The following is a 23,299-nucleotide window of genomic DNA, read 5'->3' as shown; positions in this document are numbered from 1 at the left end:
GGCGCACGGCCCGCAGCCGGTCGCGGACGCCGTCCATCCGTTTCCCGGGGGTTTGCCGACCACCGTTGCGGGAAGTCGCTGAATGCAGGAAAGGAGGCAGCGATGACCGAACCGAACGAGACATACGACCCGCCGCAGGACACCGGCGCGCCCGACGCGGTCGAGACCGATGCGGCGGCCCTCAGCAGCGCCGAGGATCTCGACGAGGATCGGCTGCGTTCCGACCCGCTCGAGGCCGGAATGGACCCACCGGAGCACTGGAGCGGCGTCACGAAGTACGGCGTGACGCAGTGGGAGCAATCTCATCCTCGACCGCTCGGCGACCGGCTCGCCGAAGAGGAGCCCGACACCGATGCCGGAGTCCTGGAGACCCAGGCCACCGGCACCGAGGACGACCGAAAGCTCCAGGACATCACCGACGACCGCGACCAGGTCCTCGCCGCGCACCGCTACGAGGAGGAAATCGGTGTGGCGGCCGATGTCGCGGGCGGTTCGGTGGCCGATGACATCCGGCACCCGGCCCCGCCCGAATGAACTGGAGCATGCCCGCCTGATCGGTACCGCCGTGGCCCGGCCCGCCACCCGGATAAGACATCCGCCGCATATGGCGCGATCGCTTCCGGCGCGGCAGGACCGGGCGCGGATGGAGTTCTACTCGTCCGGGAGCAACACCAGACAGAACGTATGCCCCACCGGGTCGGCATAAACACGGAAGGCACCATCGGTTTCGTCCTGCACGAGTGTCGCGCCCAACGCGAGCACAGCGGGCTCGGCTTGCTCGATATCGTCCACCAGGACGTCGAAATGTACTTGCTGTGACCCCTCGGGATCCGGGAAGCGCGGGGGCTGGTAGTCGGGCGCCGTTTGGAACGCGATGCGCCGACCTGATGCCTCGACCAGCACCACCCAGTCGTCGTCATCGTCCTCGAGCAGATCTCCCCCGAGCAACTCTTGATAGAACCTGGCGAGTTTGCGCGGCTGAGGGCAATCCAGCACGACGCTGCGCAACTGTCCGACCCCATTGTTCGATGCCATATTCCGACCTCCAGACCTATGCCATTCGTCGTTGCCTACCCGCACCGCTCGGTGGCAAACGCGGGCGGTACATCCGAGCCCCGCACCCGTCGCCGCTGCGACGGATCACACGGGCCGAAGGCAGGCCGGACCGAACGCAACGGCCCGCCCGGCGCTACGAAACACGCCGGACGGGCCGCTTCCCCGTTCGCCATGCGACGCCGCCACGTCACACAGCTTGATCATGGTAAGCGCCCACGCCTGGCATATCCGGCAGCCACGCCGGATCATCCGATGTCCGATCGATGCGGCACCGTCGTGCACGCAGGTCATTCGCCGTGCGAGGCTCGCCAGAGCGTGTGCTCACGGCTGATCGCTTCCTCGGCATCGGATACGGCGTCGGCCCAAGCGGCTTCGGTGTCGTTCTGTTCCAAGACCTCGGCGACGATGCTCAATTCATTCGAGGCGACGGCATAGGCGGCGGCGCCGGTACTGTGCTGACGGGCCGACGACCAGGCGGCCAGGCCCGCCACCCCCGCCGCGAAAATGCCTGCGAGATCGAAGTTCACCGCGTTGAACGCCTTCGCCAGCGCTCCCGCGACACCCGCGACCTCGAAAACGAGTGCCAGCGTGCCGAACAACTGAGACCTGCGCTGGTGGTATCCGGATTTTCCCGCATACCACCGTTGCTGTTCCCGGATGCGGTCGTTCAAGTAGACGCGGCGCCGTTCGTCGAACGGTGCGGAGCGCAGCCGCCGCATGCGATCGGTGATGGCCGGGGCGGTGGTCGGCCGCAACGCCAGCGCCGAGATATCCTGACGCAGCAGCATCAGTCGCTCGATCAACATCCGATCGGCCTCGCCCGGAGACAGCGTCCCGACGAACGGCGCACCCTGTACCGCGTACTTCCAGGTCAAGGTCTTCACCGATTCGGCGAGCGCGCGACCCTCGTACCAGGACTTACCCGGACGTCCGCGCAGAACGCCCACATCGACCGCGAGGATTCCGACGAAGGCCATCGCCGTGAGGATGGCCGCGATATCGGTGCCCGAAGCGCCCACGCGTATGGTGAATGCCGCGCACGCCGCCGCCACCACGGCCAGCCAAAGCCGAGCTCCGTAGGCGCGAAGATAGAACTTCTGGCCGTACAGCGACGCCGTGTCCGCGGACTGGAACAGCCCGGGGTAGTCGTCAGCCTGCCGCACGGGCCGCGGGACGCGTTCGAACCGACATGGCCGAAGCGTAACAGGCGACAGGTCCGTATCGAATCCTTTTGCGCTGCTTTCGAATTACGAGTCGACCATCGCCGATCGCCATTCCCGACCACGCATTCGCGACATCAACCACGGACTTGCAGATCCGCCATCAGATACCGGGTGGCGGCCCGATGACCGTCGGTCACGGCGATCCGGGCCGTCCGCGGGGTGGTGCCGGAATTCGGTGAGCGGCTGTCCATTCGCGACCAGTGATAGAGCACTTGCGCTTTCAGGAACGCCCGGTCACTCCGCTTGTCGCAGAGGAAGATGACTTCGGCAATGGGAAAGCGGTCGATCACACGTTGCAACTCGAATCGTGTTCCCGCGTTCGCCGGCACGTATCCGGCGAGGTCGAGCACGACGTAGTCGACCCGGGACAGCAGTGTGTCCACCGCCGCCTGCCAGAAGCTGACGTGGCAGAGGATCGAGCGAACGGGATAGCTGCCCGCGGGGTCGCGGACCTTGACCGCCAGATCGGTCACCCCGAGCAGCCGCCTGCGTCCGGGTGGCAACGGTTCGTCCGAGTGTTTCGCCAGTTCTTCGCGCAACATGCGCGGTGACGCCACGAACATGGTGCGGAAGGCATTGCGCCTGCGCACGTCTCGCACCTCCTCCGGACTCACCGACGCGGCGCTGCGCAGGAGATGCACATACCCGAACTCGCGCCACGCGCCGCGCAGGAATTCCCGGGCGCGCGCCCGATTGTCGAACAGGCGCAGATAGGCGATCTGTACCGGCTTCGCGCCGATCACATTCGACCGCGACGAGACCTCGCGAAGGTCTCCCCTGCCCCGCGGCGGGGTGGTGAACCGCACGGTGAGCGCCGGAATCTCGCTCGCGCGAGACCAATTCGGGTCCGGGCCGATCGGGCTGATCCTGGCGCTGTAGGCGGGGTCTTTCGACCACTTCTCGACCGTCCGGCTCGCATTCCAACGCCGCCACCGCAGCGCGACCGATGCCAGCAATACCGCCGCCGACAGGACCATCAGGCCGAGGACGGCAGGCTCCAGTTCCGGCGCCGGACGTTGCGTTCCGTCGGGTTCCTCCACGGTCACCCCGTAGACCAGGACCAAGACGAACAGCGCGACCGGCACCACGCCCCAGAGCAGCTGTCGGCTCGCGGCCGCGCCGTGACTTCGGACCTCCTGCACCGTGGCCATGTGCGTGTCCAGCGGCGGCACCAGCATGGCGATCTGATCGGGATCACGGTCCACGCGTCGCCGCAGCGATCGCGCCCGCAACCCCTGCGATGCGTCGGCGACGGCCTCCGCACCGGCGGCGAACGCCCCCACCCCCAGCACGGCCAGCGGAAACAGCACCAGCTGCCGCCACGTCGACAGGTCCACCGCGGGCACCCAGGCCGCCAGCAGCTGCGGCCCGCGAGCCCAGACCACGACAACAGCCGCCACGGCCGCCACGAATCGAACGGCGTTTCCAGCCGCCGACCGCAGCGACGCGGTCTCCTCGCCCCGGACGCGAGCGTACAACTCGCCGCCGCTCATTCCGCTGACCACCGCTGGCGTACCGTCCCGCCCCTGTGCCGACGAACATCCGTATACCGATGGCTGCGCCTGTCGCGCCGGCGATATCGCCGGGCATGTCAGCCGCTTTCACCGGCGAGCACCAGTATGGACCCGAGCCGGTGAAGACACATTCGTTATCGGCCGGGCCTATATGACGCGGACCGGCGCGGATTTCGGGAAGACGACCGGCAAGGCCATCAGTGCCCGGTGGAACGGTCCCGGCCGCCATTGCAGTTCGGCCTTGCCCAACTGGATTTCCGGCAGAGCGTCGAACAGCTGGTCGATGGCGTTCTGCACCGTCATGTAGGCGACGGATTTCGCCGGGCACGCGTGCGGACCCGCACTCCACGCCAGATGGGAACGATTGCCGATACGACTGCCACCGGGCTCGTCGGTCCCACGGATCTGAGGATCGTTGTTGCACCCGGCGAGGCTGATGACCACCGGCTGGTCCGCGGGCAACCAGACCCCGTCGACCATGATCGGCTGCCGCGGGTACGTCGTGCAGAAGTTCGCCATCGGCGGATCGTTGAACAAGACCTCGTCGAGCGCGTCGGTGGTGGACAGGTTCCGTCCGAGGACGTCACCGAAGCGGAACCGGTCGTCGGTGATCATCAGCAGCACGGCGTTGGTGATCAGATTGCGCTGCGCCTCGAATCCGGCCCCGTAGAAGCTCATCAGCTGGGCGAAGATCTCGATGTCGTCGAGTTCGGTCGAGTGGTGAGCCAGCCGCGAGGTGACGTCGTCGCCGGGATGTTGGCGCTTGAGCCGGATCAGCTGCATCAGCGCATCCTTGAGCATCTTCATGCCCTCGGGCCCCCGCACCGTGTCGAAGCGCGCGGCCATACCGGTGGCGACTCGCTCGCCGATCTCGGCCGGGCAGCCGACCATCTGGTTGAGGACTTCCAGGACCAGCGGAAACGCGTACTGGGTGACCAGATCGGCGGATCCGTCCGCGCAGAACGCATTGATCAACGGGACGGCGATCTGTTCGACCGTGGTAGGCACGTCGAACAAATCGATCCCGTCGATGGCGTCGACGGAAGCATGCCGGTAGCGATCATGGGCGAGTCCGGTGTTGTACCGTGCCGCCGGATACCACTCCATCATCGGCCGCACCGGAGAATCGTCGGGAATGGTCTTCTGCCAGGTGCGCGGATCGGCCGGGAAATGGTCGGGATCGCTGAGGATGCGCACCGCGGTCTGGTAGCCGATCACCAGGGTGGCAGGAACGCCGGGCGCCAGCTCGATCGGAACCAGCGAGCCGTGCTTGCTCCGCATCTCGCGGTAGGCATGGTGCGGGTCGGTGACGAACTCTTTCGTATACATCTGGACGCGCGGGGCGTCCGCTTCCGTCAAGGGTCCGTGCTGGACGGGGCACGCTCCGGTTCCAGTGGTGTGCGGCGCGGCCATCGGGGACTGTGGTGTGGTCAAGAACGTGACTCCAGGTAATGGAACTGCAATTCGACGAAAGTGATCTGTGAGCGGGTACACGTGCCTGCCGGGACCTGTCGTCCAGAGCTCGGCGACCCGCATACGCTAGCAACATAGCAACGCTCCGATCCCTCCGCTGACGAAGGCGGCGCCGACATCCGGCCGAGAGGCACGTCGGGACAAGGCAATTCGCCGAATTTCGGCACGAAAGCACGCTGTAGGCGCTGGTCGGGAGCGCACGATCCGGTCGCCGCGCATCGGCTCCGGGTCGTGTTCCGCACCTGGGGGGCGTCGCCGCTCCCCTGCGGTCACGCGCGGTCGGCTACCGCACGGCAGATCACTGTTCGGGTCCCCCACCGCCGGCCAGGCCAACCGTCGTCGCGGCCGCCTGCCGCGCGTCGTCGACCGTGCATCGGCCGAGTCCGCAGGCGGTGGCGACACCGTAGGCCTCGCGTCCGGCGGCTTGCTCGAAGAGAGCGAGCGCGCGGGCGCTGTCCTCTTCGGAGTCCGGGGAGACGACACCGGCGATCACTTTCCAGTCGGGATCGAGTTTGCGCAGTGGTGCGTAGAACCGCGGGTCCAGCGGCGCCGGCTCGGCGCCGTAGGCGCACGGGATGTGCACCGGCGGCAGTGGTGTGCCCTGTTCACGCAGCAGCCGTGCCGTGCGGCCGAGCAGCTTCACCGCCGGAGTGAGGGTGCGCGGGGTGAGCAGGCTCTTGTGCTGATAGTCGCCGTAGCACAGGTGCACGATCGCTTCCGCGCCGATTCGGTGCATCCGGCCGAGGAAACCAGCGAGTTGCCGCGCGACGAGCGGTGCCAGGACCCACTGCGAACGTAGTCGTTCGGCCTTGACCATGCTCAGCAGTGCGATCGGCGACTCCAGCTGCCAGACCACGCGGTCACCGTACCGTTCGACGACCTCGGTCATCTCCTGAATCACCGCTTCGGTGAACACCGGCAGCTGCCGAAGCGCGCCGACCACGAGCCCGGAGCGCCGCACGGCGGGCCAGACGGGAAGCCCACCGGAGACCGCAGCGCCCGCGAAGACGAACATCGCCAGATCCAGCGGACTGGGTTGGCTGATCTGGACTTTCGTTCCGGCCAGCTCCGGACGGTCGCTCCGCAGCGATTCGAACGTGTCCACGACCTGGCCGATCCGCTCGACCCGGTCCATCGAGACGTGCCGCGGCTCCAACGTGCGCCCGGATCTCAGGCCGTAACTGGGGAAGTCGCTGTAGTCGGCGTACTCGCCGGGGCGGACGATCTCGAAGACGTCGGCATGCTGCTTGCGCGTGCGCAGATAGTCGAGAATCCAGTCCGGATCGAGATCGCAAGGCACGGCGGTCACCGGCCGTCCCTCGCTGTGGTCGGCAAACCATTGCATGACGGCACGATCACCCGTCATCAGCTCGGCAGGCAGGCTGCCGACATAATGCGCGTATCTGGTCATCTGTGGCTCTTCTGTTGTCTGGACGCGCGATCCGCGACCCGGGAGCATTCCCGTTACGCCGATCGGTAGCTGTGCAAGCGTACACGGACACGCCGGAATCCCGCACCCCCTGATGTTCCCACGCTATCGACCAGCGGATGAACGTTTCCGAAGCCGTTCCGCCGTCGCGGCAGGTGCTGCGGCGGCCGAGTCGGCCAGCCACTGCGGACCGGGACCTGTTGTGTGCCAATGGCTTAACCCCATGCTTCGATGCGAGCCCCGAACGGCGGCGACTACCGCGACAAAAGCACCGGACGAACCCAACGCCCACCAGACCCGGCACAGCGGTCACTATTGCGCTGACTCCAGCAGGCGTGCAGCCGATACGGGGTGCTTGCCGGCATCGTTCGGTGATCGGCAAAGTCGCGCATCACGCACCCTTCGGCTGCGCAGCAGCAACTTCCTCGCACAACACTGACCCGGGGTCGGCACCGGTCACCGTAGTCCGGGGCGACCGACCGCAGCAGTCCGCGCCGCGTCCTGGACGAATTGCGGCGAGGCATTCCGAAAATTTCCCACGCGCAGGCGTATTCGCGGTCTACCATCGGTGTCGTCCGAACCGATCTGCTGGATAGGACAATTCGGCGGCGCCTGGTCCGTATCGGCGTCGTGTCGTGTTATCGCTTTGCTGTGCACCACTGATCAGATCCGAACAGACGCAGACCATCGACAGCGTGCTCGTCGATCGTCTCGGTATCCATCTCGGGGGTGAGGGCCACGCATGACCATCGAAATGCCTGTCCGCGACAATTCCGGCTCGCCTGGTAGCCGCGACCCGCTGAGCGTCTCGACCGGCTCGCGGGATCGCGTGATGTCCCGTCGGCAGCGCTGAGAGCTTCCCGATCCGAGCATGATTCGCTCGGGATGACCAGGTCGCCGCAGTACCGCTGAGGGCAGCCGCATCGATCGACCTCGGACGCGGCGATGCCCGGAATTCATCGAACCCGTAGTGCGACAAGCGCTGCGGTACTTCGCCGACGCGGCGGTCGCGAGAACCACTCAGACAGAATGGAGTCCCCGCATGGCCTTCGAGTTTCTCGTGCCCGCTCTCACCGCACTGGTCGCGGTGGTCGTCTTCGTGGCGGGGGATCGCCTACATCCGAAGGCATGGCGGCACACCGACGACGACACCGTCGGCGCCCTGGTGCTCAACTTGATCAACACGATCTTCATGGCGGTGGTGGCGTTCATCGTCGTGATCGCCTGGCAGCAGTACGACAACGCGCGCAATCACACCATCGCCGAAGCCAAATCGCTCATCGACACCTACTGGGCCGCGCACGGGATGCCCGAACCCGACCACACGCGCATCCAAGGACTGGTGCGCGATTACACCGAGCAGGTTCTCACCGCGGAATGGGCCGTGATGGCCGACGACGGTCATCTCAGTCAATCCACCCAGGACACCCTCGATACCCTGCGCGACGCCGTTGCCGCGGTGAATCCGGCCGATCCCGAGGTCGACACACTTCGCACCAGTGCGCTGACCAGCCTCGACGCGGTGGCGCAGGCACGTGCCGATCGCGCGCTGGACGCCGGTTACCGCGTTCCCGGCTTCCTCTACCTGGCCATGTGGATCTGCACGGTACTGCTGCTGTTCAGCGTGGTCCTCTCCGGCGTCCAGGTCACCAAGCGCACCGTCGTGACAACCGCGCTGCTCGGCGCCATCGTCGGCGTGGTGATCCGGGCGATCTACAACCTCGACGAGCCGTTCTCCGGTGGGAACGTGGTCCCGAAGGAGGCCTTCGAACTCGCACTGTCCCGGTACCAGCACACGACGTGATCTTCCGGCCGGTTCCGACTACGACGAGGCGACTGCACATGCGACGCGAGCGAAACACATCTCGAACACCGAGAATGGCCAAGGGATTGGCCGCTGCGATGCTGCCCCTGACCATAGCGGCACTCGTGGCCCAGCCGCTGGAAGCCTCGGCGGAGGCACCGCCGTGGCCGCCGCTCGGCGACCTCGCCACCGGGAGTGCGGGGACCGGATCCGAGCCGGTGGGCGCCTTCGCGGGCGGTGGTTCCAGCGGCGGCCGCGCCACATCGTCCGGTAGCGCCGCTGCCGAAGGTGAGACGTCCGGTGGGTCCCTGAGTCTCGGCCCGATTCGGCTGCCTTCCGGCAGCGCCGGCCTCGTCGCCACCGGCAGCGCCGGGACCGCCGGCGCTCGCGGCGGTCCGCTCGCCACCGGCGATGCGGAAACCGGCGGCGCGGCACGCCCGGCGCCCCACTCGGACGTCACGGCGGAACGACCGGCCGCGACGCCGGGAGTCGACACCGGCAGCGTCCAGCTGGCGTGCACCGGCAGCGCCGTGACGGGCAGCGCGTTGCTCCTGCTCGGGCTCGTGACCGGCAGCGGTTTCGGCTCCCTCGTACCTGGTCTCATCGGCCCCGGATCGAGTGGATCGGGCGTGGGCAGCGCCGCCGCAGGCAGTGCCGCTACCGGCAGCGCAGTGCTGACGTGTCTTCTGCTGCTTCCCACCACCCCGCCCCCGCCTATGAGCCCCCTCCAACTCGGTCCGCCTGCCCCGGAACTCCCTATCGTTCCGGCTCCCGCAGCTGCCCCTACACCGATACCGCCGCAGGCCGAACGTCCCCTACCCGAGCCGCGCCCTGCCCCACAGAACCGGCCACGCGGACGGGACATCCAACCCGCCGAACCGGCCCCCGACCCGGCCGTCTGGAACCTCATGAGGCTGATGACAGTGCTGGTGGTCACCGTCATCACCGTCGTCGGTATCCGCCTCGCACCCGGCCCCAGACGAACCCGTTAGATCTCCGATCCGCGCAAGGATGGTGCGGGTGCCGAAACAACCGGCACCCGCACCGTCCTCACTACTCGGAGTCCCTCCGGCACACCTCAGCGGGGCGCCATCCGGATGGCGCCGTCGAGACGGATGGTCTCGCCGTTGAGCATCGGGTTCTCCACGATGTGGCGCGCGAGCGCGGCGTATTCGCTGGGGTCGCCCAGGCGCGAGGGGTGCGGGACCTGCGCGCCGAGGGACGCGATGGCCTCGTCCGGCAGCGTGGCGAACAGCGGAGTGTGGAACAACCCCGGCGCGATGGTCACGACCCGGATCTTGATGGCCGCGAGGTCACGCGCCACCGGCAGGGTCAGGCCGACGATTCCACCTTTGGACGCCGAGTACGCCGCTTGCCCGATCTGGCCGTCGAAGGCCGCCACGGACGCGGTGTTGATGATGACACCGCGCTCCTCACCCACCGGATCGGTCTTCGCGATCCGTTCGGCGGCCAGCCGGATCACGTTGAAGGTGCCGATCAGGTTGACGTTGACGACCTTGGTGAAGTCCGCCAGCGGGAACGCCCCGTTCTTGCCCACGGTCTTGATGGCGTTGCCGATACCCGCGCAGTTGACCGCGATCCGCAGATCGCCCAGCTCCTGCGCGGCGTCGAGGGCCGCCGTGACCTGCTCCTCGTTCGTGACGTCCGCCGCCGCGAAGACCACGCCGTCGCCGAGTTCTTTGGCGACGGCCTCGCCGGAGGACGACGGCAGGTCGATGATCACGACCTTCGCTCCCTTGCCGTGCAGCTCGCGCACGGTCGCCAAGCCCAGTCCCGACGCACCACCGGTCACGGCCGCGACCGAGTTGCTGATCTCCATCCCACTCCTCTTCTCCGGGTTGTCGAACGACAGCGCGAAACGCCGTCCGACTGGTCCGCGCTGTCACCCCGACACGGGGAGCCAGGCGCCGTGACCAATCGAGACACGGCGACAGGCTAACCGTACGGGCAGCACTAAGTAAACAGTCATTCTTCTTCGAATCAATACGCCGGTCGTCCAATGTCACCCGAACCCCCTGCAAGAGTGCGGAAATCGTCGTGATGGCAAGCTGTTGGTTATGGCCGATATTCGCCTGGACGTCTCCGACGCCATCGCCACCATCACACTCGACCGCCCGCGGCAGCTCAACGCGTTCACCACCGCGATGGGCGCGGAGCTGATCGATGCCTTCGATACCTGCGACCGGGACGATCGAATTCGCGCCGTGATCATCACGGGCGCCGGACGCGCCTTCTGCGCGGGCGCGGACCTGTCAGCGGGTGCGGAGACCTTCGTCGCGGGCGACCAGGACGCCGCGGAGTCCTTCCGCGACAGCGGCGGCGAGGTCGTCCTGCGCCTGTTCGAATCTCGCAAGCCCATCATCGCCGCCGTCAACGGCCCCGCCGTCGGCGTCGGCATCACCATGACGCTCGCGGCGGACTTCCGCATCGCCGTCGACACCGCCCGCATCGGGTTCGTCTTCAATCGACGTGGCATCGTTCCCGAGTCCTGCTCCAGCTGGTTCCTGCCCCGGCTGGTCCCCATGCAGACCGCACTGGACTGGGTGTACTCGGGCCGCCTCGTCGACGCGAGCGAGGCCCACGAAGCGGGATTGTTCTCCGCGCTGCATCCGGCGGACACCCTGCTCGACGAGGCGCGTGCGCTCGCGCGCCGCGTCACCGAGCATTCCGCGCCGGTCTCGGTAGCCCTGTCCCGGCAGATGCTGTGGCGCAACCTGGGCGCCGAGCATCCGATGATCGCGCACCGCATCGAGTCCCGCGGCATCTACCACCGAGGCGCGAGCGCCGACGCCAGGGAAGGCGTGACCGCCTTCCTGGAGAAGCGCCCCGCGCGCTTCCCCGACAGCGTCGATCGCGACCTCCCGGACCTTTTCGGCGACGATCTCGCGGTCCCGCCGTTCCGGCCGTGAGTCTCTCGGCGCTGATCACCGACCTGTCGGTGCGTCAGGATCCGTCGACGGTGGCGAGGAACTCCCGCAGCAACGCGGTGATCGCCGCGGGTTGTTCCAAGCTGCTGGTGTGACCGCAATCCGCGATGGTGTGCAGGCGCGCGCCCGGGATCGACGCGGCGATGCGCTCGGATCGCGCGAGCGGCGTCGCGCTGTCGTCGGTGCCGACAGCGACGAGCGTCGGCATCGTGATGGCCGCGATCTCGTGTTCCACCGAAGCCCGGTCGGCCACGCCGAGGACTGCCCTGCGAACGGCGGCACGATCACAGCGCCGCAGGCGTGCGGCCCACGCATCGATGACGGGCCGATTCGCGGGGTCGGCGCGGAAACTCGGCCCGAAAAGGTGCGGTTCGATCCTGCCCAGCACCGGTTTCGCGCCGAACAAGCGCAACGCGAGCGCGAGCCGCTTGTACTCCCCGATCTTGCCGGGGTCCTCCGGCTCGGCGCTGCTGTCCAGCAACGTCAGTGAGCGCAGCAGCGGGCCGTGCCGCGCCGCGATCCGCTGCCCGACGAAGCCGCCCATGGACAGACCGACCCAGTGCACCGGAGCGATCCCGAGTCGCCGGATCACCGCGACGGCGTCACCGGCGAGGGTGTCCATGTCGTAGCCGTGAGCCGTCGCCGGGGTCGCGCCCTGGCCTCGCCAGTCGATCGCGACGCAGCGATAGTGCTCGCGCAGCACCTCGATTTGCGGCTGGAACATCCAGCCGCCGAACAGCAGTCCGTGACCGAACACCACGGTGGCCGCCTCCGGGCGGTTGCGCGGCGTTCCGGTGTCGGCATAGGCGATCGGCACGCCATCGACCGTTATCGTGGGCATGAGTTCGTCCTGCTCCGAAAAATCGCGCTACACCGAAATGGACAGTTCCGCGGGTCCACGCACGTTGATCCGTCCGTTCCAGCGCAATTCGTCGATGGTCGCCTCGGGGAACCGCCGCACGAAGCGAGTGAAGACGGCCCGGGCCTCTAGCCGGACCAGCGCCGCGCCCAGGCAGTGATGGATGCCCGCGCCGAACGAAAGGTGCTGCTGCGCGTTCGGCCGGTCGAGGCGCAGCTCGTCGCCGTCGACGCCCCAGAACTCGGGATCGCGATTGGCGGCGCCGACGCAGGCGAGCACCAGGCTGCCCGGCGGAATCACCGAGCCGCCGATCGGCATGGACTCCACGGTGATCCGGCGCATCAGTTGCACGGGGGTGTCGTATCGGAGCAGTTCGGCGACGGCGTTCTCGGCGAGTGCGGGGTCTTCCCGGAGTCGTCGTGCCTGGCCGGGGTGGCGCAGCAGGGCGAGGACGCCGTTCGCGAGGTGGTTCACGGTCGTCTCGTGGCCCGCGATGTAGAGCAGCATGACCTGGGCGACCAGCTCGTCCTCGCTCAGCACATCGCCATCGTGTTCGGCGGTGATGAGCCTGCTCAGCAGGTCGTCGCCGGGTGCGGCGCGTTTCCAGCGGACCAGGTCGCCGACCATGGCGAACAGTTCCTGGTTGGCGGACCGGACCTCGGCCTGCAAGGCGGGATCGGGCAGTGGTTCCAGCGCCAGCACGAGTATCGCGGTGAGTTCGCGCAGCCTGGTGTGCTCGACCACCGGGACGCCCAACATCTCGGAGATGATCGCGAAGGGCACCGGGAACGCCAGTCCCGCGACCACATCCGCGGTGCCCGCCTCGGCGATGCGGTCCAGGGCGGCATCGACGAGTGCCTCGGCCCTGGGCCGCAACGCCTCGATCGCGCGGGGTGTGAACGCCTTGGCGACGAGGCGGCGCAGGCGGGTGTGATCGGGCGGATTCCGGTCCAGCATGGACAGTCCGCGCATCATGCGGTTTTCCTTGCCGAGCTCGCCGCTGTCGCTTTTCCAGGTCGGCAGACGGGTCAGATCCTGTTCGTCGACCGACTGCGCCGACCGCTGCAGCGCGGCGGCATCCTCGTACTTCGACACGATCCAGAATCCGAGCGGGTGCTCGTGCACGGGTGCGGCGGCCCGCAGCCGGTCGTAGTGCGGATAGGGATTCTCGGCGAAGCCCGCGGCGAACGGATCGAACACGAAGCTGTCGGTGGTCACGGCCACTCCTCCTGGTTCACGAGTTGACCAGTTTCACGTTGCGCATGGTGACAAGTGCGGTGGCGCACAATGTTTCGTCCTCGTGGCCGACCGAGAAGACGTCCGCGGCCGCGATGGTGATGAGCACGCCGGGCTTGATCACCCGGCCTCGGGCGACGACCTTCGGCCCTTTGGCCGGGGCGAGGATCTTCACCGTGTAATCAATCGTCATGTTCGCCCATCCCGGCTGGAGCAGGGTTCCCGCCGCGGAGCCCGCAGCGAAATCCGCTAGGGAGCCGAGCACTCCACCCTGGAAGAACCCGTCGTGCTGGGTAAGTTCCGCGCGATGCGGCTGGATGATCTCGGCCTCGCCGGGGGCCACCCGGCCGAAGGTGAAACCCAGGTGCCGGGCGGCGGGCATACTAAGCACCGCGCCCGTCACGACCGCTTCGAAGTCGGGGTTCGCCGCTTGCCATGCCCGCATGTATTCAGCTCCTCGTCCGCAGTTGCGCCGGTTCTTCCACGCGCGGCGACCAGACCTCGAAACCGCCCGCCAAGTAGCGCTTCCTGGCCGCTGCCCGCATGATCTTCCCGCTGCTCGTCTTCTGCACCTGACCGGAGTAGGTCAGCACCACCTCGCCGACGGTCAATTCGTGCTCCCGCACGACCGCCGCCCGGATCGCGCCCACGATGTCGGTGACGTCGTCCTCCGGCGCGTAGGCACGCTTGACTTCTTGCACCACGACGATCTGTTCGCCGTCGCGTCCGGGCGCCGAGAAGGCCGCGCCGCCGCCGATCCGCAGCGCGGGATGCGCCGCCTGGACGGTGTGTTCGATGTCGTGCGGGTAATAGTTGCGGCCGCGAACGATAATGACATCTTTTAGCCGACCCACCACGTACAGCTCGCCGTCCACCAGCACACCGAGGTCGCCGGTGCGCAGGTAGATCCGTGCGGGATCATCGGCGCAACGTGCCCGAAAGGTCTGCGCGGTCGCCTCGGGTTTCTCCCAATAGCCCTGTGCGACATGATCTCCCGAGACCCAGATCTCGCCGATCCGATCCGGCGGGCAGATTCGTCCGGTGCCGGGATCCACGATGCGGAGTGCTTCCTTCGGCAGCACCCGGCCCGAACCGGCGACGGCGCGAATACGGTCCGCATCGCCATCGGCGTAACGCCCGCGCCCGAGCGCTTCGATGTCCAGGTCGAGCTTTGTCGGTCCACGCCCCTTCCGGCTGCCCGTGACCAAAAGCGTGGCCTCAGCGAGGCCGTAGCAGGGATACAGCGCCCGCGCGTCGAATCCGTATGGCGCGAATGTCTCGGCGAATCGCGTCAACGTCTCCGCGCGGATCGGCTCTGCGCCATTGAACGCCACCTTCCAGCTGCTCAAATCCATCCGCGGCGCCTCCCCCGTGCCCGCGCGCGCGACGCAGGCGTCGAAAGCGAAATTGGGACCGCCGCTGGTGTGCGCGCGATAGCGGGAGATGGCTTCCAGCCATAGCAGCGGTCTACGAACGAATGTCGCCGGTGACATGAGGATGCTGGTCGCCCCGACATACAGCGGCTGCAGCACATTGCCGATCAGACCCTGGTCGTGGAAGAACGGCGCCCAGCCGACCACCGTCGAGTCCCGATCGTGGCCGAAGGCCTGCCGGATCATCTCCTCGTTGGCCAGCAGATTGCGATGCGTGACCATGACGCCTTTGGGAGTCGCGGTGGAACCGGACGTGTACTGCAGGAAGGCGACGGAGTCGAGTCCGGCGGCGATGGCCGTGCGATCGGCGTGCGCCGGGGGCAGGTCGTCCACGGCGAGCCAGTGCCCGACCGGGCAGATCGGCTCCAGCACCGGCCGCACCGTCTCGATCATCGCGCCGACCGTCAGCACCGCGGCGGGCCTGCAATCGAACACGATCGAACGTGTCGCGTCCTGCACTCGGTCGCGGCGCGGTGGATTCACCGGCACCGCGATGATCCCTGCGTAAAGGCAGCCGAAGTAGGCGACGATGAAGTCGAGGATCTGCGGGAACACCAGCAACGCGCGGTCACCCGGCATGCACCGCGAACCGAGTTCCTGGGCCACGGCCAGCGCGCGCTGGTGCAGTTCGAGATAGGTCAGAGCCGCTGCCTCCGAACCGTTCTCGTCCAAGAACACGTAGGCGGTCCGGTCCGGCTCGCCCGCGGCGCGGCGCTCGAGGATATCGGGAAGCAGAATGGTGTCCGGCATGTCGGGTCCTCACTGCAATGCGGCGGTCATCGCCGCGGCGACGGCGGCGCGATGCCGATGGTGGAAGAGGTGGTCGCCAGGGAATCGGTGATGCGTTCAGCGCGGCGAGCGCGCGGGCCAGTTCGAACGCGACCAGCGCACCCATGCTGTGCCCGTAGAGGGCGACGCGCATCGCACCCCACTGCACGAGCTGCGGCAGCAACCCGTCCACCGCGTCGCCGACGCGGCGCAGCGGCGACTCGCCCGCGAGATCTTCTCGTCCGGGCAACTGCACCCGCACCGTGGCGATGTCCGCCGGGAACAAGTCCGGCCAGCGGTTGAACGAGGACGCGCCCGCACCCGCGTGCGGAATGCAGATCAGCCGCACGGGCGCGTCGGTGGACGTCCACCGCAGCCACGATTTCGTCGATCCGGGAGCCGTCATCGGACGTTCCGGAGCGTGACCGGAAGGCTTTTCAGCCCCCGGATGATGAAACTGTGGTCCTGCCGGTCGAGCTCGCCGTCACGCAACTCCACATCGCCCGAGTGCCGGTACAGGCGGTCGAAGGCGACCTCCGCTTGCAGTGCGGCCAGCTGCCCGCCCAGGCACCCGTGCATGCCGTGCCCGAACGCCAGATGGTCGACGGCGGTGCGCGTCAGGTCGAACTCGTCGGGACGGTCGAACGCGGCGGGGTCGCGGTTGGCAGCGCCCAGACAGACCAGCACCTGGTCACCGGCCGAGATGCGATGTCCGTCGATGTCGGCATCGCGGGTGGCCAGGCGCTTGGTGAGCTGGAGCGGACAGTCGTAGCGCAGCGCCTCGATGACCGCGGCCCGCACGCACTCCGGCCGGTCCCGCAGCAGCGCGGCTTGGTCCGGATGGCGCAGCAGGGCCAGAACTCCGTTGCCGATCAGGGATTTCGTGGTCTCGTTGCCCGCGACGAAGCACATGATGCAGACGAAGACGAGTTCCTCGTCGCTCAGCGTGTCGCCGCCCGCGGTGCGCGCGGCGAGCAACCGGCTGATCAGATCGTCGCCGGGCCGGGAACGCCGCTCGGCGAGCACCGCGTCCAAGGCCGCGGCGAACTCCTCCACGACCGCGGATACGCGCGCGAAGACCCTGGCCTTCATCAGGCCCGGCTCCAGCAGGAACCGGATGTCGTGGGTCCAGGGGCCGACCCGTTCACGCAGATCACGCGGTAGGTCCATCCACTCGCACAGCACCGCCACCGGCAAGGGCGCCGCGAGTTCGGTGATCACGTCCAACCCGCCCGCGTCCCGCGCTCGCCGCAGAAGCTCCTCCGTCGCCCGCACGACCACGGGGCGCAGCTCGGCGATCGCCGAGGCGGTGAACACCCGGTTCACCAGTCCACGCAGTCGCGCGTGGTCCGGATTGTCGGTGAACACCAGTGATTTGCGGCCCAGCCGCTGGATGCGCGCGACATCGCGCTGCCCGAATCGCTCGGCCTGCTCGCCGACCAGCCGGGGAATCAGCCCGGCGCTGAAGGAGCGGTCACGCAGCACGCCGCGGACATCGGCATGGCGGGTGAGCACCCACATACCCAGCGTCTTGTGCACCGGCTGTGCCTCGCGAAGCTGCCGGTAGAGCGGATAGGGGTCGCGCCGGAACTCGGCGCCGAAGGGGTTGAACCGGACTCGTGCACGGCTCGCCTGGACCTGGTCGTGTGCCCGTACTTTCATCCGGTCCGCACTTCCCGGCCGGAGAAGAAGCGATCGCGGTAGGGCGCGAGCACCAGCCGCAGCAGCCCGATCTTGCCCATCCGGAAACCGAGCGCGGACAGCTTGAGATACCGCTCGTAGCGGGCGACCACTTCCGGGCCGACGACCTCGACGGCTTCCGCGCGGTTCGCCCGCAGTCGGCGTGCCCATTCCGCGCAGGTCCACGCGTAATCCAGACGGCCGTTCGCGACGGAGCGGATCTCGAAGACGCCGTCGGCCGCGGCCGCTATCTCCGCGAACGTCGGCAGGTCCGCGTCCGGGAAGATCTCCCGCTGCATGAACCCGCTCGCCTGCGCACGATCCATATTGGCGTAGACGATCGTCTGCAACGACAGCACACCGTCGTCGTTCAGCCAGTCGCGGCAGCGGGTGAAGAACTCCCGATAGACCCGGATCTTCTCGGCAGGCGCGTCATCCGGCCGGGCGAAGTGCTCGAAGGCGCCGATCGAGATGATGCCGTCGAACCGGATGTCCGGTTCGTAGTGCGCCCAGTTCTCCAGCAGCACTTCGACACCCGCCAGGTCGCGAGACCGCACGAACTCGGCCTGCTCGGCGCTGAGGGTCAGCCCGACCGACCGAGCGACCCCATGCCGCCGGGAAAGACGCTCCAGGATCGCACCCCACCCGCAGCCGATGTCCAGCACCGCCGCGGCATCGTCGGCGCCGATCGCGTCGAGGTGGAACCGCAGCTTGCGGTCCTGGGCCACCTCCAAGGTGTCCTCGCCGGTCGCGCGCAGCGCGCAGGAGTAGGTCAACGACGAATCGAGCCAGAGCCGATAGAAGTCGTTGCCCGCGTCGTAGTGGTGCCGGATCGCGGCCGCCGCCGCGTCCGCCCGATCGGCGCCGATGGATGTGGGCACGGCTACGTCACGCTCCGGCGGCTCTGCTCGTGCAGATAACCGGCCACCGCGTCGATATTGGGGTTCTCGAACAGGTCCTCCGGCGCGAGATCGACGCCGTACCGCTGCTCCACCTCGATCAGCAGCGCGACCGCGAGGGCGGAATCCACACCCAGCCGGTCGAAATCGGCGGCGGGGTCCACCGCTTCCGCCGGAATCTCGAGCAAGTTTCCGAGGTACTCCCTGCACCAGCGGACGATGGCTTCTCTACTCGTATCCATGTTGCGTATTCCTCACGCTGCGTTGCCGACGGGTTCGGCATTTCCGGAAAGACGTTTGGCCGCCATTCGTTTCGCGGACGGTACTTTCAGATCCCAGGCCAGCCCGCAGCTCTCGAGCATTTTGATGACCCAGAATCCGGGATCGAGCCGATACCAGTCCAAACCGAAGGACGGCGACTCGGGAAACGCGTGATGGTTGTTGTGCCACGACTCCCCCAGCGTCACCAGAGCGAAGACGCCGCCGTTATGGCTGTTCTCCCGCGAGACATAACGGCGGGTGCCGAACATGTGCAGGAACGAATTGATCGCCCAGACGATGTGCTCGAGAACGAAGATCCGCACCAGGCCGCCCCACAGCAGGCCGCTGACCGCCCCGGTCCAACCGAGCGACACCACCCCACCGACCACCGCGGGAAGCAGCAGTCCCAACGCCACCCAGTAGTAGTAGAGGCGGGCTACCCGTACCAGGCCGCGATCCTTGATGAGGTCGGGTGCGTAGTGCACGACGTTCGGGTACTCGTGGCGACGCATCCACAGGAAATGCGAATGCGCCAGGCCGCGCAGCGTTCCGCGCAGACCACCGCCGGAAAGGTTCGGCGAGTGCGGATCTCCTTCGCGATCGCTGTATTCGTGATGCCGCCGATGCAGGGCCACCCAGGACACCACGCCGCCCTGTCCGGCCATCGAGCCGAGCACCGCCAGCACCGCGGCGACCCACGGCGCCGCCGTGAACGTGCGATGGGTGAACAGCCGGTGGTAGCCGACGGTCACGCCGAGACCGGTGGCCAGCCACATCGAGAACAGCAGCAGGAATTCGGTCAGGCCGAACGGATGCACCCGGAGAAAGGCGAACGCACCAGCCGTGCCGAGAATCGGCAGAATATCGAATAGCAGGAAGTGCCGACGTTGCAGCCGATGAATGTAAGGACTGTTGATCGTCTTCCTGCGGGGTTCCGGCTTCTCGCCGTTCGGATCACTGTCTTCGGCAATCACTCGACTACACCTCGTAGGTCCAGGGGCCCGATCTCGCCGGCGGGACCGCTCGACCGTAACCCCGCCGGCGAGAGGAACTTCGGCAGAGCAAGAGCCCCCGATCGTGGGATCGAAAGCGTCTATGTCACCACCACGCCACGACGCGCAGCGGAAACGAGCCCATCCCGCGCACCGGCGCAGGCAGTGCGACGAGTCTGGCGCCGGTGCCGGGGAGCGCGTCCAGGTTCGTCATCTGCTCGATGATCGGGATTCCCGCGCCCAGCAGCGTGTGATGGCACGGACGTGTCGGCAACGACGTGTCGTCGACGTCGAGCGAGTCGATGCCCACCAACGCCACATTGGCGGCGACCAGCGCATCGGCGACCTCACCGATCAGGAACGGATGCCCGGGCTCCCGGTACGCGGCCGAACCCCACTCGGCCGACCAACCGGTGTGCACCAGCACCGCCTTGCCCCACAGGAGCGCGGGATCACCGAGCAGGTCGGGGCCCACCGCGCGCAGTCCCCGCGCGCGGATAAGGACGATCGGCACGTTGAACAGCCGTTCCAACGGCAACTCGGCGATGTCGGCGCCTTCGGCGTGGAAATGGTAAGGCGCGTCGATGTAGGTCCCGGTGTGGCCGACCATATCCACGCGTGCGATGTCGTAGGCCATGTCGATCAGCGGCGATCGGTCGCGCGCCACGGCCGTGGTGACGCGTGGTGCGGGTAGGCCCGGATAGGTGAGCATGCCGTCCGAGACCGGATGCGACAGCTCCACGATCGCTCGGCTCATACCTGGGACGCTACCGGCCGATCCCGTGCCCGTACACGGAGTCGTCGCGGAGCCGGACGCGGTGAAAGCGCCGACCGCGATCGGCACATGCGCGTCGCGCCGAAGAAGCGCAGAATGGACACCGGAAGGTCATCATGCGAGCGCTACAGGGCCTGCTCGGCGTCGTGCTGGGGATCCTCACGGCCGTGCTCGGCACGGTACTGGGGCTGGTCGCGGCCGTGCTGTGGCTCGTCGGCGCGATCCTATGCGTGACGGTGATCCTGCTTCCGCTCGGTCTGCCGGTCACCAAACTCGCCCGCCGCCTGTTCACCCTCTCCCGGCAACTCATGCATCTGCCCTGACGGCCGTCGCCGCGGGTCGGTCGATCAGGTTTCGTATGGCTTCGATGACGGGGCCGGGCATCTCCTCCGGCAGGAAGTGTCCGCACCGCACGGTCCCGGCGCGAAGATCGTTCGCCCATCCCGACCAGATCGATAGGGGATCGAACGGAAGCACGACCTCGCCCGGATCCTGCCAGAGCGCGGCGACGGGCATGGTCAACCGGCGGCCCGCACGACGATCGGCTTCGTCGTGGACGTTGTCGATGGAGGCGCTGGCCCGATAGTCGGCGCACACCGCGCGAACGGCGCCGGGCGCGCGGGCAGCCGCGAGGTATGCGGCGCGGGCTTCCCCGGGAATCGCGCCGGGTATCCGGCACCAGTCGTCGAGGAAGTGCCCGAAGAACAGATCGGGGTCGGCTCCGATCATGCGCTCGGCCACGTCGGAAGGTTGTGCGAGCAGGTACAGATGGAAGGCGAAGATGCCGGATGTCCCGTGCAGGGTGGACCACATGTCCGCGGCGGGCAGCACGTCCAGAATCGCGAGATGGCTGATCGCGTCCGGGTGGTCCAAACCGGCGCGGAACGCGACCAATCCTCCTCGATCGTGTCCGGCGAGCGCGAATCGCTCATGGCCAAGCGCCCGCATGAGCCCGATGATGTCGGCGGCCATCGTCCGTTTCGCGTAGGTGCTGCCATCCGGCTCACCGACGGGCTTGTCGCTGTCGCCGTAGCCGCGCAGATCCGGGCAGATCACCAGATGGTCGCGAGTGAGGTCCGTCGCGACGTGCCGCCAAGCGAAATGGGTCTGCGGAAAGCCGTGCAAGAGCACGATCGGGGCGCCTGCTCCGGCCATGGCGACGTGGAGACCGACATCGCCGACCGTCACGCGATCGTAGGCGAATCCAGCAATCCTGTTGCGCATCTCCCGGACAGTAGGACATGGCACCGACAAGCTCTGGGCACGTGCACCGGTCGAAAACCACTGCGGCGCTATCGATCGTCAGCGAGAACTGAGATCCCCGGCTTATCGCGTGCGGCCGAACAGTAGCCGCTATCGGGAGCGGCTAACCCCGCCGGGATGCGGGAACAACAACGGTGCGAGAAAACGCCGGGCGAACTCCTTCGCCGCCGCGGCGTCGGCGAGCGGGAGCGCGCCGCGCGGATTCGAGATGAACGACATCGTCAGGCGGACGAACAGCTCGGCGACCACCTCGGCGTCGAAGACGCCCAGCTCGCCCCGCTTCTGCCAGTGCACGATGAAGCGCGCGACCAATGCCCGTCCCTGCTCGATGAATTCGTCACCGGTGAGGAATCGGGTGAGTTCCCCTGCCGCGGACGAGACGCGAAGGCTGCGCGTCAGCAACCGGGGGGCCTTCGCCTCGCTCACGAACGCCGAGAACATCTCCGCCAGCGCGCTGACCGGACCCGCCGCGCGCTGCACCGCCTCGGCCACAATGATCCCGACCCGTTGCGACTCGGCCATGAGGGCGTAGCGGACCAGCGCGGACTTGGTGCCGAAACGGCGATAGACCGTGGCGACGCCGACACCGGCATGCTCGGCGATGCGGACCATGGTCGTCTCCTCGAAACCCATCTCGGCGAAGCAGTCGCGGGCGGCCTCGACGATGCGGCGCGATCGGGCGTCCAGCGCGGCAAGGTCGGCCCGCCGTTGTGGCTGCTGCTGCGCCCTTTCACCGGTCACGTGATCCAAGTGTGCTCGGCCGAGGTCATACACCCCCGACGTCCGCCGCATGGCCGGGTTCGAGCTGAAGCGGCGCCACCACCTCGAGTTCGCCGTACGTCCGTGTGCTGCAAGCGGCATGGCGTCTGCTGCCGGATCGGTTGCTGCTGCTCCCGCTGGCCTACAACCGCCTGCAATACGAGAAGCTCGTCCGCTACCACCGCGAGTACGCACTGGACTCCTTCGCGCCGCCCCCGGGCTCGACGGGCGGTTGCCCGGTCTGAGACGGCCACTCCTCGCCGGGGCAAGGCACGCCGCACCGCACTGGAAGACATACCGGACTGGGTATGCAGGTGTCGAAGCTGGTGCTTGCCAAGGTGATTCAGCGGATTCGGCTACACGACTCGGCGATTCACCGGCTCGGGCAGGCGGCGCGGCAGGTAGCGTGTGCCGATATGGCGACCCCCTTGGCGTACACGGCCACCTACTCCCATCCGGCCGACGCGCTTCGCGCGGCGCTGGCCGACGAGCGGTACTGGAAAGACCGCGTCGAGGAGGTCGGCGGAGTTCTCGTGGAGTTCGATGCCGCCGAGGACCGTTTGCACGTGCGAATGGTGCAGACCATAGCGGCGGCCGAGTTGCCCGGCGCCGTCACCGCGGTGCGCCCCGAGGGCCTGGTCGTCACCCGCACCGAGACCTACACCCAGGAGGGCGGCAGTTTCGACGCCGACGTCGAGGGTGTGCCCGCGCGGGTGAGCGGCACCGTCCGGCTCACCGAGCAGGATGCCGCCGCGGTGGCGGTCGTGGACGGCGCGGCCGAGGTGGGGATCCCGTTGTTCGGCAAGAAGATCGAAGCGGCCGTCGTCGCACGGCTGGTCGACATGCTCGCCGCGGAAGCGGAATTCACCGATACCTGGATCACGAACCACTGACACGTCGACCGGCACCCGGAGTCGATCGGGCATC

General features: G+C 67.7%; 25 protein-coding genes and 1 pseudogene. 8 read left to right on the top strand and 18 right to left on the bottom strand.

Annotated elements, in window-relative coordinates; genetic code table 11:
• The first annotated feature begins 102 nt into the window (after nucleotides 1–102).
• Entirely contained in the window at nucleotides 103–534 is a 432-nt protein-coding gene (locus ACL03I_RS07380; RefSeq protein ID WP_364426599.1) for a hypothetical protein, read from the top strand.
• A gap of 117 nt (nucleotides 535–651) precedes the next feature.
• On the opposite strand, the gene ACL03I_RS07375 is transcribed toward ACL03I_RS07380, so the two are convergent.
• The 5 genes from ACL03I_RS07375 to ACL03I_RS07355 all read right to left on the bottom strand — a co-directional run bounded on the left by ACL03I_RS07375 (nucleotide 652) and on the right by ACL03I_RS07355 (nucleotide 6,677).
• The gene (locus tag ACL03I_RS07375) at nucleotides 652–1,035 is read right to left on the bottom strand and encodes a VOC family protein (protein ID WP_355074122.1); all 384 of its coding nucleotides are present in this window, start codon (nucleotides 1,033–1,035) and stop codon (nucleotides 652–654) included.
• 308 nt (nucleotides 1,036–1,343) lie between these two features.
• Nucleotides 1,344–2,219 (bottom strand): DUF4231 domain-containing protein, encoded by an 876-nt coding sequence (locus ACL03I_RS07370; protein WP_364426605.1) that lies wholly within the window; start codon nucleotides 2,217–2,219, stop codon nucleotides 1,344–1,346.
• Between the two features lie 134 nt (nucleotides 2,220–2,353).
• Complete coding sequence (locus tag ACL03I_RS07365; protein ID WP_412805474.1) at nucleotides 2,354–3,784, bottom strand: hypothetical protein; 1,431 nt, start codon at nucleotides 3,782–3,784, stop codon at nucleotides 2,354–2,356.
• A 156-nt stretch (nucleotides 3,785–3,940) separates the two neighbouring features.
• Nucleotides 3,941–5,206 carry a cytochrome P450 family protein gene (locus tag ACL03I_RS07360; RefSeq protein ID WP_355074441.1) on the bottom strand — a complete coding sequence of 422 codons (1,266 nt, stop codon included), beginning with the start codon at nucleotides 5,204–5,206 and terminating at the stop codon, nucleotides 3,941–3,943.
• 358 nt (nucleotides 5,207–5,564) lie between these two features.
• Nucleotides 5,565–6,677: a hypothetical protein gene (locus ACL03I_RS07355; RefSeq protein WP_355074125.1), complete on the bottom strand. Its 1,113-nt coding sequence runs from the start codon at nucleotides 6,675–6,677 to the stop codon at nucleotides 5,565–5,567.
• A gap of 1,060 nt (nucleotides 6,678–7,737) precedes the next feature.
• Between ACL03I_RS07355 and ACL03I_RS07350 the strand changes: the two genes are divergently transcribed.
• Nucleotides 7,738–8,499 (top strand): bestrophin-like domain, encoded by a 762-nt coding sequence (locus ACL03I_RS07350; RefSeq protein ID WP_355074127.1) that lies wholly within the window; start codon nucleotides 7,738–7,740, stop codon nucleotides 8,497–8,499.
• 98 nt (nucleotides 8,500–8,597) lie between these two features.
• Entirely contained in the window at nucleotides 8,598–9,491 is an 894-nt protein-coding gene (locus tag ACL03I_RS07345; protein ID WP_412805473.1) for a hypothetical protein, read from the top strand.
• 86 nt (nucleotides 9,492–9,577) lie between these two features.
• Here ACL03I_RS07345 and ACL03I_RS07340 read toward each other — a convergent pair whose 3' ends face one another.
• Entirely contained in the window at nucleotides 9,578–10,339 is a 762-nt protein-coding gene (locus tag ACL03I_RS07340; RefSeq protein WP_355074129.1) for a 3-hydroxyacyl-CoA dehydrogenase, read from the bottom strand.
• A gap of 238 nt (nucleotides 10,340–10,577) precedes the next feature.
• On the opposite strand from ACL03I_RS07340, the gene ACL03I_RS07335 reads away from it, so the two are divergent.
• Complete coding sequence (locus tag ACL03I_RS07335) at nucleotides 10,578–11,429, top strand: crotonase/enoyl-CoA hydratase family protein (RefSeq protein ID WP_412805472.1); 852 nt, start codon at nucleotides 10,578–10,580, stop codon at nucleotides 11,427–11,429.
• Nucleotides 11,430–11,463: 34 nt separating this feature from the next.
• Here the strand turns inward: ACL03I_RS07335 and ACL03I_RS07330 are convergent, their stop codons facing one another.
• The 5 genes and pseudogenes from ACL03I_RS07330 to ACL03I_RS07310 form a co-directional block, all read right to left on the bottom strand.
• Nucleotides 11,464–12,288 carry an alpha/beta fold hydrolase gene (locus ACL03I_RS07330; protein WP_412805471.1) on the bottom strand — a complete coding sequence of 275 codons (825 nt, stop codon included), beginning with the start codon at nucleotides 12,286–12,288 and terminating at the stop codon, nucleotides 11,464–11,466.
• A gap of 27 nt (nucleotides 12,289–12,315) precedes the next feature.
• Nucleotides 12,316–13,524 (bottom strand): cytochrome P450, encoded by a 1,209-nt coding sequence (locus ACL03I_RS07325; RefSeq protein WP_355074135.1) that lies wholly within the window; start codon nucleotides 13,522–13,524, stop codon nucleotides 12,316–12,318.
• Between the two features lie 16 nt (nucleotides 13,525–13,540).
• Entirely contained in the window at nucleotides 13,541–13,987 is a 447-nt protein-coding gene (locus ACL03I_RS07320; RefSeq protein WP_412805470.1) for a PaaI family thioesterase, read from the bottom strand.
• Nucleotides 13,988–13,991: 4 nt separating this feature from the next.
• Nucleotides 13,992–15,725 (bottom strand): fatty acyl-AMP ligase, encoded by a 1,734-nt coding sequence (locus ACL03I_RS07315; protein WP_412805469.1) that lies wholly within the window; start codon nucleotides 15,723–15,725, stop codon nucleotides 13,992–13,994.
• A gap of 160 nt (nucleotides 15,726–15,885) precedes the next feature.
• Nucleotides 15,886–16,029 (bottom strand): annotated as a pseudogene (locus ACL03I_RS07310) (hypothetical protein); the annotation flags it as partial.
• Here ACL03I_RS07310 and ACL03I_RS07305 point away from each other — a divergent pair.
• Nucleotides 16,007–16,168: a hypothetical protein gene (locus ACL03I_RS07305; protein WP_412805602.1), complete on the top strand. Its 162-nt coding sequence runs from the start codon at nucleotides 16,007–16,009 to the stop codon at nucleotides 16,166–16,168. The pseudogene ACL03I_RS07310 and the gene ACL03I_RS07305 overlap by 23 nt on opposite strands.
• Here ACL03I_RS07305 and ACL03I_RS07300 read toward each other — a convergent pair.
• From ACL03I_RS07300 to ACL03I_RS07280, 5 genes are all read right to left on the bottom strand, one after another.
• On the bottom strand, nucleotides 16,146–17,405 hold the full coding sequence (locus ACL03I_RS07300) for a cytochrome P450 (protein ID WP_412805468.1): 1,260 nt from the start codon (nucleotides 17,403–17,405) through the stop codon (nucleotides 16,146–16,148). The genes ACL03I_RS07305 and ACL03I_RS07300 overlap by 23 nt on opposite strands.
• On the bottom strand, nucleotides 17,402–18,304 hold the full coding sequence (locus tag ACL03I_RS07295) for a cyclopropane-fatty-acyl-phospholipid synthase family protein (protein WP_355074143.1): 903 nt from the start codon (nucleotides 18,302–18,304) through the stop codon (nucleotides 17,402–17,404). The genes ACL03I_RS07300 and ACL03I_RS07295 overlap by 4 nt, the downstream gene beginning before the upstream one ends.
• Before the next feature lie 2 nt (nucleotides 18,305–18,306).
• A complete protein-coding gene (locus ACL03I_RS07290; protein ID WP_412805467.1) occupies nucleotides 18,307–18,564 on the bottom strand; it encodes an acyl carrier protein in 258 nt (85 codons plus the stop codon).
• 12 nt (nucleotides 18,565–18,576) lie between these two features.
• On the bottom strand, nucleotides 18,577–19,557 hold the full coding sequence (locus tag ACL03I_RS07285; RefSeq protein WP_412805466.1) for an acyl-CoA desaturase: 981 nt from the start codon (nucleotides 19,555–19,557) through the stop codon (nucleotides 18,577–18,579).
• A gap of 124 nt (nucleotides 19,558–19,681) precedes the next feature.
• On the bottom strand, nucleotides 19,682–20,332 hold the full coding sequence (locus ACL03I_RS07280) for a cyclase family protein (RefSeq protein ID WP_355074148.1): 651 nt from the start codon (nucleotides 20,330–20,332) through the stop codon (nucleotides 19,682–19,684).
• Between the two features lie 134 nt (nucleotides 20,333–20,466).
• Here ACL03I_RS07280 and ACL03I_RS07275 point away from each other — a divergent pair, with 134 nt between their 5' ends.
• Entirely contained in the window at nucleotides 20,467–20,673 is a 207-nt protein-coding gene (locus ACL03I_RS07275; RefSeq protein ID WP_355074149.1) for a hypothetical protein, read from the top strand.
• On the opposite strand, the gene ACL03I_RS07270 is transcribed toward ACL03I_RS07275, so the two are convergent.
• The gene (locus ACL03I_RS07270; RefSeq protein ID WP_412805465.1) at nucleotides 20,657–21,574 is read right to left on the bottom strand and encodes an alpha/beta fold hydrolase; all 918 of its coding nucleotides are present in this window, start codon (nucleotides 21,572–21,574) and stop codon (nucleotides 20,657–20,659) included. The genes ACL03I_RS07275 and ACL03I_RS07270 overlap by 17 nt on opposite strands.
• A 129-nt stretch (nucleotides 21,575–21,703) precedes the next feature.
• Nucleotides 21,704–22,354: a TetR/AcrR family transcriptional regulator gene (locus ACL03I_RS07265; RefSeq protein ID WP_412805464.1), complete on the bottom strand. Its 651-nt coding sequence runs from the start codon at nucleotides 22,352–22,354 to the stop codon at nucleotides 21,704–21,706.
• Nucleotides 22,355–22,458: 104 nt separating this feature from the next.
• On the opposite strand from ACL03I_RS07265, the gene ACL03I_RS07260 reads away from it, so the two are divergent.
• Nucleotides 22,459–22,617, top strand: coding sequence for a hypothetical protein (locus ACL03I_RS07260; RefSeq protein WP_412805463.1), 159 nt, complete (start codon nucleotides 22,459–22,461; stop codon nucleotides 22,615–22,617).
• A gap of 63 nt (nucleotides 22,618–22,680) precedes the next feature.
• Nucleotides 22,681–23,265, top strand: a complete 585-nt coding sequence (locus tag ACL03I_RS07255; protein WP_412805462.1) for a DUF2505 domain-containing protein — start codon at nucleotides 22,681–22,683, stop codon at nucleotides 23,263–23,265.
• Nucleotides 23,266–23,299 lie beyond the last annotated feature (34 nt).

It is taken from the genome of Nocardia sichangensis, assembly GCF_047200615.1.
GTDB lineage: Bacteria > Actinomycetota > Actinomycetes > Mycobacteriales > Mycobacteriaceae > Nocardia > Nocardia sichangensis.
The sequence above is the reverse complement of the archived record's forward strand: the minus strand, read 5'-3'. Positions and strand labels throughout refer to the sequence as shown.